The following is a 10924-nucleotide window of genomic DNA, read 5'->3' as shown; positions in this document are numbered from 1 at the left end:
ACACATTTACTCCTCCAGTCATTGATGAGTGAATAAAGCAGATATTTGGCTAGGGATAATACATGTCACTTTGGGGATTTTGGGGAGCGGGGATTGCCTACTTCATGACAACGTTTGCCTTTGTTTTTGGCGGCATTTTTTGGTTATGTGCTGAAGGTAATACATTAAGAGAAACAAAGCGCCAATCATCAATAATGTCCGGGGTTATTGCTTGTACTATTGGAACTTGGGTGCTTGCTTTTGGTGTTTACGTTTACGGTTACTTTTGGGATAACTCTTCTCACTATTATTTTTATTTGCTCGCTCCATGGGGACTTGCCATTTTTGGGGTAAAACTTCGTAACCGCTGGGTTAAGCAATACGCGCGTGTAAAACACGCAAAAGAAGAACAGTGGCAAAAGCACTGGCGAGAATTATTAGGGGAAGATACTGAAGAGCTTCCACCATATACACATGATTACGAGCTCTACTCGGGCATTTGGCAAGCCAATGAAGCGCTCCAAGAACAGTGTTTTGCAGCCCTTCCTCACGGGAAAGCAGTCTACGAGAGAGTGAAAGCCTTCCAAACGATGGCCTCCCCCGCTGGTGACATAAACAATCAAGTTTTGCTGAGTAAACTCGATCAACTAGAGGATGAAATCATTCAAGTTCTTGAGCAACACTCGCAAAAGAAAGTAAGCATTGAAACTGGCGCAGGTACTTTACACAAAGAGTCAAAACGCAATGTTTATCACCATGAGAATGGCCCAACAGAAGAGCAACTGTACGACTCAATCAACCTCCAACATGATTTGGATCGAGAGCTACGCAACATTATCTATGATCGGCTCGGTTACGATGGCGAAGATGAGTACTTTTTCCTCCAAGCGCCACTCGAAGAGCTTACCGAGAATGAAACCGCAATCAACTGGATGCTCTGGGGGTTAGTAAGCAACCATTTTGCTGTTGACCCATACCAAACGGCGTTGGATCTCAGCCTAATGAATGCGGAACCAAGATGGGGGCAAAATGAACGGTTTGTAATGATTACGGCTCAATAAACGCAAGTACTAAGTCTAATTTTAATACAACCTATTCTGAGACCACCCTCGCGTTGGTTAACTTAGCCAGTAAGCGGCCAACGCGATCGCGCATTTCACGTCTATCGACAATCATATCTAGCGCACCATGCGCTAGTAAAAATTCACTTCGCTGAAACTCGTCTGGTAGCTTTTCACGTACCGTTTGCTCAATGACCCGTCTTCCCGCAAAGCCAATACTTGCTTTAGGTTCACCAATATTGATGTCTCCTAACATGGCTAAACTCGCCGAGACGCCACCATAAGTTTGGTCCGTCAATACTGAGATATAGGGTAATCTGTGCTCAGATAAGTGGTTTAACGCGGCGCTGGTTTTTGACATTTGCATGAGTGCCACCAAAGACTCTTGCATGCGCGCCCCTCCGCAAGCGGAAAAACATACTAACCCAGATTTTGTATTAATTGCGCTTTCAACTGCTCGGACAAACTTCTCGCCAACCACTGCGCCCATCGAGCCTGCCATGAAAGAGAATTCGAATGCACACGCAACAACAGGCAGCCCCAATAACTTGCCCTCCATCACCACCAACGCATCTTTTTCTCCAGTCGTTTTCTGTGCTAAAGCAATTCGCTCTTTATATCGCTTTAAGTCTTTAAAACCCAAAATATCTTGTGGCTCCAACTCACTTGCCAACTCTTGTTGTGTTCCATGGTCCAGAAAAGAGATCAACCTTTGACGCGCAGCCATTCTCATGTGATATGAGCATTTAGGGCATACTTCCAAATTTTCTTTTAACGCGGCACGATAAAGTATTTGTTCACACTCAGGACACTTTGTCCAAACGCCCTCAGGGATAGACGCTTTGCGCGAACCTATTATATTTTTATTCTCAAATAACCGTTCTAACCAGCTCATAAATTCACCACTATTGATTACGTTCTAGCGCGATATCTCGTTGTTTGTTCGCTTAAACTTGTAAATAAAATTGTATGTAACTTAGTACAGGGATAAAGTGCGATATGCTGGCTTGATAATCCAATAAAGTGGGATAATGAAATGTTTGATAACGTTGACCAAATCTGGTTAAAAAGTTTTCACTGTGTTTATGAGAACAACAGCTTTAAGCGAGCCGCTGAGTGTTTGAACATACCAACATCAAATGTCAGCCGACACATTGCCCTGCTTGAAGAAAAGTTAAACATTAGGTTGTTCAATAGAACAACAAGGCGAATGACGCCTACCGAGGCTGGAGAAGAGCTCTATAGCAGCACTCGTCCGTTATTGGAGCAACTCAACGCCGCACTAGAAACTGTAACGCGCCACTCGCACACGGTAACAGGGGAACTGCGAACTCTTATGCCAGACACACCTGTACTGGCCAAAGCGGTTGTCACCTTTTGCACGCAATACCCGTCAATCTCTTTGTCTTGCGATACAACGCTAAACCCTAAAGATGATGTTATTGACAGCTTTGATGTCATTTTGAGTTTTCATAGAGGGACTTTGTCAGACAGTAACTGGGTGGCGAGAGAGATAAAACGCTGGCCCAGTGCCATTTTAGCCGCGCCTCAACTAATTGAGAAATACGCCACCCCTTACAAAATTACGGATCTAAGTCATGTTCCCTGCATCACGACGCTTACCGCAGTAAATGGTGCACCATGGGTATTCAGAAACCCTGTTGGAGGCCATATTACTCAAACTGTGCAATCTTCATTCAAAGTAAACAGCGGTCATCTCGCCAGATATGGCGCGTTATTAGGGCTTGGATACGCAATATTGCCAATTGAGTCATGCCAAAATGAGATCAAAAATGGTGAGCTAGAAATCGTCACTCTAGAGTACGAACCTGAGGATTTAGTGCTTTACGCCTTTTACTCGTCTAGAAAACATGTAGCGAAGAAAATATCTATGTTTGTTGAACATTTAAAGCAAAACGCAAAACTTAACGCCTAGCTAAGCTTTACTCAACTAATTTATCGTATTCTGTTTTATCGTCTAGAAAGGACAGACACCGCTAAGCGATTTGAGACTCGATTTTTTCAAATAAAAAAGCCAGCAATTAACATTTACTGGCTTTTATTAAAGAGGGTCAGTTGGCGTTTAGATTCTAAACGCTCCTACGTGACGATCGAGTGTTCGCGATAGCTCCGCGAGTTGTTGACTTGATTCTTCTAGTTGCTCACTCGCTGTTAGCGCACTTTTCACTGAGTGGCTGACGGTATCCATGTTCATATTAATTTCGTTTGCTACCGTTGATTGCTGTTCTGTTGCGGTTGCTACTTGAGTATTGATATCTGAAATAGTCGTCACTTGTGCAGCTATTGCTTCTAAAGCCTGTCGAGCTAACTCGGTTTCTGCCGTTCCTTCTTCAATAAGAGTCTTACTATTGCTCATTGAATTCACCGCACTTTGAGCTTCAGTTTGTAGCTGGTGAATCATGTTGTCAATTTCATCGGTAGAATGAGCCGTTTTAGTCGCTAGGTTGCGAACTTCATCAGCTACGACTGCAAAACCTCGGCCGGCATCACCAGCGCGTGCAGCTTCGATAGCCGCATTGAGAGCCAATAGATTGGTTTGCTCCGAAATACCTCTAATCACCTCTAGAATACTACCAATCGACTGAGTATTTTCAGCAAGACTCACGATAATGTTGGAAGTGCTGTTCATCTCGTTTTCAAGATTAGTCATCGCCGTTTTGGTTCTTTCTAGCGTCGTGTAGCCATCTTGCGCTTCATTACTTGCTGCACTCGCAGCATTTGCCGCTCCGGCAGCATTGGAGGCAATTTCATTGACCGTCGCAATCATTTCGTTCATGGATGTGACAACCAGCATGGTTTGCTCGTTCTGCTCTTGCCCTCTTGTGAGCGCTTGTTGAGATTGCCCACGCAAAGCGACAGCTGAACTATTAAGCTCCACACCAGTATTTACAACTTGTGTAATAATCTCATGTACTTTCCCAACAAAAACGTTGAAAGCAGAAGAAATTTGCGCGACTTCGTCATTACCTTTCGCTGGCAAACGAACGGTTAAGTCTCCGTCTCCTTTTGAGATGTCTTGTAGAGCGTCTTTAAGCGCAGAAAGCGGTCTCATCAGTTTATTTAGCAGAAGTGACAGAATCAAAACACACATAACGAAGATCGCCACCATAGAGATCAACTGGTAAGTAATAATTCCATTCGTCGCTTGGCTCACTTCGGTAATAGGAATACCAATATCAAAAGTACCGTATAACTGACCATCCACATAAATTGGTGCCATGATGTCAAACACCCATACTTTCTGTACATCGGCATACCACTTTGAGTACTGTTGAACACCTCTCGTCGCGCCTTCAACAGTATATTCATCGTTATAGGTTTTGTTCAGCTTGTGCTTATCACTGTGGGCTACTGCCGTCACGTTACGATCAATTACAACGGCATAACTCACGTCTGAACGTTGTTTCAGCCCCTCAACAAGCGATTGTAAATCTTGCATTGGATTGGCTGAGTTCTCCAAAATATAACTCGCATTTCCCGCTAGAAACTCAGCTTGAACTTGGGATTTGTTTAAGATGATGTCATCGATTTTCTGACTCGAAATTAGGTACGTTGATGCCATACTCGCCACGACAGCAATACCAAACATGGCGCAGACTGCTAATAAGATGATTCTTTTCATTATAATTGTCTCAATACAATTCAATTGATGCTCATTAATCGAGCGCTAAGCCTTTCTTCTCCAAAACCAACCAAACTGCATTTTGGGTCTGTTTGGCAGAGCAAGACATAACTTTATAACTATGTATCTGCTTGGTTCCCGATTACTTTAGACAGAAGGAAAAAAAGTCTTCAAAACGTCACATTTCTACGAGGTTTGGCGAAGGGACGAGTACGCAAAAGGAAACGTTTGCATAGTTAAATTTAACTATGCGACCAAATTGGTATCGAACATTAAAGAAAAGAGTTCTAATTAGCGTTTTTCCGTCGGGAGCGCTGTGGTCAGTGCTCCCGTTTTATCATTTAGTATCTCAGGTTCAGATATTAGAGCCACAATTGCAGCGGTTGTAATCCGAGATGCTTGGTGAAGCGAGAATGACTTGGTTTGTAGATATGGCAGCGATGTCGGATCGAGTGATTCTCAATCAAGAATCGGCAGCAAAACATGCAAACCAAGGCATGAAGCCATTACCCATACAAAAAGAAAGGAAAAGAGTCTTTATCACAGAGTTTAACTCGTCAGCGATATGTATCCATGCATACCCATGTATAAACCAACTGCACTGATCAAGACGCCCGATAAGTAAGGAGCTCGACGTGCAACATCATTCAAACCGCTCCATTTAGATGTCGCTTTTTGCACGCCCACTGCTGCCACAACGCCAACTGCAACCAGAGTCAAGGCTAAGCCAATACTGAATGACACAACTAAAGTCGCACCAAGAGTCATTGCCTTAAGCTGCAAACAGATAAGCAAAACCGTTACCGCAGCAGGGCATGGAATCAAACCACCCGTTAATCCAAACAGCAGAATTTGCCCATTCGTCACGTCTCGATTCTCAAAGCGTTTTTGAATGTCTAAAGCGTGAGCGCGTTCGTGAGCATCTTGATATTCCTTATCTTCGCTTTCTAAATGAGAACCAGGACGAAAATGTACATCAAAGTCATGGGTATGATCATGGTGCCCGATGCTCAAAGTGACAGAAAGTCCATTAGAGACTTCAATGCAAGACGCCGATTCCAAGTATCCATCACGCTCTATAAAGTGATAGATATCAGCAGGTTGATAACCATCACTCAATACCGAAACCTTGATACCTTCAGCAGTTAAAGGTTTACCGCTGAGTGTTCGCAACTGGAAACGGTGATGCTCCCCTTCCTCTGTAATCGAAAGCGAAACATGCCCATGTCCTGTATCCACAACTTGCGTCGTCCAATCGCGAGCATGATCCTGAGCTTTGTTCCAAGCTCGCTCATCGCTCCATGTCCGCCAAAACATCCATACGCCGGTTGTCACGATAATGACCCCAGAGATAAGTTGCATCCATGGTTCAGCCGCTTCAGCGGTGAATTTCTGGCTAATATACATCCCGCCAACAGCGATTAACCATACAATTGCAGTGTGAGAAAGTGTGGCAGCTAAACCCAGCATCACGGCTTGTTTGACCGTTCCTTTCACAGCGACAATGAACGCCGCCATCATCGTTTTAGAGTGCCCAGGTTCTAAACCATGCAAAGCGCCAAGCAAAATGGCACTGGGAATAAAGAACCACCCATTACCTTGTTGTAGTAACGCGACAAAATCCATTGTTGTTCTCTGTTGTTGATTCTAATTTATCGCAAACCATACTCCCCCCTAGTATTAAACACTACCCCCCAGTATAAATTGAGTGCTACATTATCAGTTAGAATAACTCGGCCCGTAACTTAAAGAAGATAAGACATGTCGCATACAACCAGAGATCAAAAGAAGCTCAACACTCGAGTCAGTAAAATACAGGGTCAGGTGAATGGACTTAAAAAAATGCTGGAAGAAGAGCATGAATGCCAAGATGTGTTGCAGCAGATTGCCGCTATTCGGGGAGCAGTAAATGGTTTGATGCGAGAAGTAATTAAAGGTCACTTACTTGAGCACGTTGTACTTGAGGAAGACAAAACTCAACGTGAAAAAGATATGGAAGTCGTATTAAAAGTACTGGACTCTTATATAAAGTAACCCTGCTTCGCTAGAGTAAAGTCACTAGGGTTACACTCGAATATATCCTTTATATGTAATCGCTTACTAAGCGGGAAATAACAATTCCATTTCATATTGATTAAGTTGAAAATGGAACCTATATCGGTTCAAGTTAAATAGTTTATTTATAAGAACTAAAACGGCCCAAACATAGGGCCGTTCATATTATTAAAAAACTCTAAACTATCTGATAAAAATACATATTGTGATAGGTTTTTACTTTATGGAAGAGTACAAGTAAACCTTTATACCTCTTGTAATTCGACGTGCTTAGCGCTGTAAGATTTTGTAAATGCAACACACCCCAAAAGTACAGCAAGTGGTAACACAGGATCAAAGATTGAACCATGAGATCCGAAGAATAAGTTAAGAATCATGACTAATGAACCACCAATAGCCCAAGCAATTGTTGTTGGAATAGTCCAAATAATGAGTTGTTTCTTAACCTCAGTCACCCCCATTAATCGATTAACAATATGGAATAGCGAGTCATTAAAGTAGCCAGCAAATAGAGATCCCATCGTAGCTGCCGTCGCTGCGAATAAAAGGTTAACGTCAGGAATATTCACTAAAACTGGGGCAGATATAGAAGCAGCGGTTATCATGGAGACTGTACCAGAGCCCTGAATAATACGAACTAACGTCGCAATAATAAATGGAATCATAACCGCAGAAATAGGAAGCCCTGCAACTTGGTTAGCAATCTCTGCGCCCGCACCCGTTTCACGCAATACGGCACCTAACGCGCCACCAGCTCCTGTTACTAACAAAATGATGCCACAAGTGGAGATTCCTTGTTCCATCTTTTCATTCGCTTCTTCTTTGGTAAGGTTATTACCCAATGTGTAAACCGCTAATAACGTCGCTATTGATAGTGCAATAGTAGGGCTGCCGATAAAAGCGATAAATTGACCAAATGTTGTTGCAGTCAGCCCTTCGAAACCGAAAGTCCCCTCTAATAAACCCATCACTGATTTCGCAAGTATAAGTAAAATTGGGATAATAATTGGAGCGATAGATTTACTTAAAGATGGTAGGTCTTTCGCTTCTTTACTTGCAATGTACTCTTTGTGATCATTAATCAGTTGCTCACTAGACTTCGAGAAATGTTCGGTTGGAATGAATTCAGGAAACTGCTTTTCTAACCATCTTGCATACCAAACAATACCCATGACACAAGGCGCTGCGATCATCAAACCAAAACCTAACATGCTGGCAAGATCGACACCAAAGATACCAGCAACTCCCAAAGGCCCTGGAGTCGGCGGAATAGCGTGATGCGCTACGACCAAGCCGCCCGCCAGAGCAACCGTAAGCGTTAAAATCGAGCGATTGGACGTTTTTGACAAAGACTTCGCTATTGGATAAAGAATGATAAGCGCGCTATCCACAAAGATTGGGATGCTAACAATATAGCCAGTTACAGCAAGAGCGGCCTCTTCTTTCTTTTTTCCTAACCACTTTATAAAATTATAGGCAATACTTTCTCCTGCTCCAGAAGCCTCTAAAATAGCCCCCATCATAACGCCGAGACCGATGACAATCCCTATACCGCCTAATGTTCCACCAAATCCTTTGCTAACGGTCGCAATCGTGTCGTCAACACTTAACCCACCAATAATACCTGCGATACATGCCGCAATTAACATCGCAATTAACACATGTACTTTTGTACGTAATACAAGAAAAACAAGGACTGATACGGCTACTATTAGTCCAATTACTGAGGTTGGTAACATTAGACAATCTCCATATTGTTAACAGAAATAAATTGTTGTAATACATCCTTGAAATTACTGTCTGCTTTAAATCCAAGCTCCAGTTCTTTAGTACAATCAATTTTTTGTGGCCAACTACTCACAATACGATCAATACCCGCATCATGCTCATAGGTAATATAATTAGAAAGTTGTTTACCCATTAGAGTGTCCATTGTTTGAATCATCTCAGCTGGTGTAGTTTGAATACCAGGTAAATTAAGCGTTCTATAGGACAGATTATTTAACTGCTCATAAGGCATTAGCCCTGCATATTGAATATTGTCCACCACTCTAGACGGGCTCGATATCCAAAGTTTTAGCGTAGGGTCTACAGGACAATTTGATTCTTGAGCATTCAAAGGCTCACGAATAATTCCGCTTACGAAAGAGCTAGCGGCAAGGTTTGGTTTCCCAGGGCGAATACAAATAGTCGGTAAACGTACGGATACAGCTTTAACAAAGCCTTTACGGGCATAGTCGTTCACCAATAACTCACCTATAGCTTTTTGCGTCCCGTAGGATGACTGAGGATGAAGTGCTGTTATTGGTGTAATCGTTTCCGGAAGATCACCACCAAATACAGCTAAAGATGAAGCAAACGTAAAACGAATATTAGGGTTTACTTTACGGCAACGCTCAAGCAATAACTGTGTGGTCGTCAGATTTACAGCTACGCCTAAATCAAAATCTTGCTCAGCATGGCTCGATACAATTGCCGCTAAATGAAAAATGTGTGTCGTTTCGGCAGTAATAACTTGGTCTATATTTTCTCGCTTTGTCATATCCATGACTAAAGAAACGACTCGGTCATCAATGCCCTCTAAGCGCGACTTTTGAATGTCGACAATAGTAATACTTTCAGCTTTGTTTTCTTTTAGTAGTGATTTGGCAAGTAGGGTTCCGAGAAAACCCGCCCCTCCAGTTATGATAATATTCATAGTCACGACCCTTTGTTTTTGTAATTGGTTTCAAGTTATTTATGGATAGAAATTAAAATTGTTATAGGTATGGTTTAACCCAACTAAGGCCCAGCTGCGTGCTATGCCTTGGGTTGTATTCACAACCGATCCAGCCTTGGTAACCAGAGTCATCCAAAACATTGAATAGGTGTGGGTAATTCAGTTCGCCTTCCGATGGTTCGTGCCTTTCAGGCACAGAAGCAATTTGAATATGGCCTGTGTATGGCGCCACATCGCGAATCAACGTACTCAGATCACCGTCCATAACTTGTGCGTGATAGAGATCGAGCTGCAATTTCACGTTTGGACGAGCCACTTGTTTGATGAGTTCCACCGCTTCACGTTGATGTGCAACAAAGTAGTTCGGTACATCGCGATTGTTGAGTGGCTCAATCATCAGCTCAACACCTTGTTCGGCAAACTTATCCGCTGCATAACGAATGTTTGAGATAAAGGTTTCAATATGCTGATCACGAGTGAAGCGTGAATCAACAATGCCAGACATAGCGTGAACCTTTTTACAGTTCAGTGCCTTGGCGTACATCAGCGCAGTCTCGACGCTCGTTTTAAATTCATCCTCACGCCCCGGAATAGCTGCAAAACCTCGTTCACCTGCATCCCAATCACCTGGAGGCATGTTGAATAACGCTTGCTCAAAACCAAACTGCTGTATCTTGCTTGCTAGTTCTTGCGCTTCGAATGCGTATGGAAAAAGGTATTCCACCGCTTTGAAGCCCGCTTGGTGTGCTTTTTCGAAACGATCTAGAAAAGGAACTTCTGTGAATAACATTGTCAGATTTGCCGCGAATTTAGCCATTACTTACCTCTCCCTTTTAGGTCTTGAATCTCAGTATCCGTTAAGTAGCGGATGTTGCTATCTTTAAGAATGAACGCTAGCTTCGCTGTCTCTTCTAGCTCTTCTGCGTTATCCACTGCATCTTCAAAGTCCGTACCCGTGATCACTGGACCATGGTTCGCCAGGAGGAAAGCTCGGTAGTCACTAGCCCGCTGCGCAAGTTCTTCAGCAATCTGAGGGTCGCCCGGGCGCAGGTACGGAATCACTGGCAGTTCGCCAATGCGCATTACAAAGTAAGGTGTAAAAGCTTTGATGGCATTCTCGCGATCTAGACCTTCAAGACAAGAAAGCGCCGTCAAGTAAGTAGAATGCAGATGCACAATCGCATTACACTTTGAGTTATTTCGATAAATCGCCAGATGAAAAGCCACTTCTTTTGATGGCTTTTCACCAGAGATATGGTTGCCATCAATATCCACAACCGAAAGCTCTTCAGCAATCAAGCGGCCGAACGAAGAACCAGTTGGCGTTGCCAGAAAGTGTCCATTAGGCAGTTTTAGAGAAAGGTTGCCAGCGCCGCCAGTCGCATAGCCACGTTCAAACATAGAGCGCGCCATAGTGACCATTTGCTCTCGCAGTTGTTGTTCTGTCATCAATTCTTTATTCATCAC

10 protein-coding genes are annotated in these 10924 nt (G+C 43.2%); 3 read left to right on the top strand and 7 right to left on the bottom strand.

From position 1 onward, the window contains the following. The first annotated feature begins 62 nt into the window (after positions 1-62). Positions 63-1040, top strand: a complete 978-nt coding sequence (locus IJ23_RS16060; RefSeq protein ID WP_033906792.1) for a hypothetical protein — start codon at positions 63-65, stop codon at positions 1038-1040. Positions 1041-1071: 31 nt separating this feature from the next. Here the strand turns inward: IJ23_RS16060 and accD are convergent, their stop codons facing one another. Then, positions 1072-1935 carry an acetyl-CoA carboxylase, carboxyltransferase subunit beta gene (accD, locus tag IJ23_RS16055; RefSeq protein ID WP_017821534.1) on the bottom strand — a complete coding sequence of 288 codons (864 nt, stop codon included), beginning with the start codon at positions 1933-1935 and terminating at the stop codon, positions 1072-1074. Between the two features lie 141 nt (positions 1936-2076). Here accD and IJ23_RS16050 point away from each other — a divergent pair, with 141 nt between their 5' ends. Further along, positions 2077-2976 (top strand): LysR family transcriptional regulator, encoded by a 900-nt coding sequence (locus IJ23_RS16050; protein WP_033906791.1) that lies wholly within the window; start codon positions 2077-2079, stop codon positions 2974-2976. A 147-nt stretch (positions 2977-3123) separates the two neighbouring features. Here IJ23_RS16050 and IJ23_RS16045 read toward each other — a convergent pair whose 3' ends face one another. After that, positions 3124-4683 (bottom strand): methyl-accepting chemotaxis protein, encoded by a 1560-nt coding sequence (locus IJ23_RS16045; protein ID WP_017635256.1) that lies wholly within the window; start codon positions 4681-4683, stop codon positions 3124-3126. Positions 4684-5232: 549 nt separating this feature from the next. Next, positions 5233-6309, bottom strand: coding sequence for a nickel/cobalt efflux protein RcnA (locus IJ23_RS16040; protein WP_033906790.1), 1077 nt, complete (start codon positions 6307-6309; stop codon positions 5233-5235). A gap of 135 nt (positions 6310-6444) precedes the next feature. On the opposite strand from IJ23_RS16040, the gene rcnR reads away from it, so the two are divergent. Then, complete coding sequence (gene rcnR, locus IJ23_RS16035; protein WP_005375370.1) at positions 6445-6717, top strand: Ni(II)/Co(II)-binding transcriptional repressor RcnR; 273 nt, start codon at positions 6445-6447, stop codon at positions 6715-6717. Between the two features lie 266 nt (positions 6718-6983). Here the strand turns inward: rcnR and IJ23_RS16030 are convergent, their stop codons facing one another. The 4 genes from IJ23_RS16030 to otnC all read right to left on the bottom strand — a co-directional run bounded on the left by IJ23_RS16030 (position 6984) and on the right by otnC (position 10921). Continuing rightward, positions 6984-8477, bottom strand: coding sequence for a GntP family permease (locus IJ23_RS16030; protein ID WP_005375369.1), 1494 nt, complete (start codon positions 8475-8477; stop codon positions 6984-6986). Further along, positions 8477-9436 (bottom strand): D-erythronate dehydrogenase, encoded by a 960-nt coding sequence (gene denD, locus IJ23_RS16025; protein ID WP_017635260.1) that lies wholly within the window; start codon positions 9434-9436, stop codon positions 8477-8479. The genes IJ23_RS16030 and denD overlap by 1 nt, the downstream gene beginning before the upstream one ends. Before the next feature lie 61 nt (positions 9437-9497). Then, the gene (otnI, locus tag IJ23_RS16020) at positions 9498-10274 is read right to left on the bottom strand and encodes a 2-oxo-tetronate isomerase (protein ID WP_033906789.1); all 777 of its coding nucleotides are present in this window, start codon (positions 10272-10274) and stop codon (positions 9498-9500) included. Further along, positions 10274-10921 (bottom strand): 3-oxo-tetronate 4-phosphate decarboxylase, encoded by a 648-nt coding sequence (gene otnC / locus IJ23_RS16015; protein ID WP_005385078.1) that lies wholly within the window; start codon positions 10919-10921, stop codon positions 10274-10276. Before otnC ends, otnI begins: the two co-directional genes overlap by 1 nt. Positions 10922-10924: the final 3 nt, after the last annotated feature.

The sequence above is a fragment of the Vibrio sp. OY15 genome (assembly GCF_000742455.1).
GTDB lineage: Bacteria > Pseudomonadota > Gammaproteobacteria > Enterobacterales > Vibrionaceae > Vibrio > Vibrio alginolyticus.
This window is presented reverse-complemented; position numbering and strand designations above follow the sequence as displayed.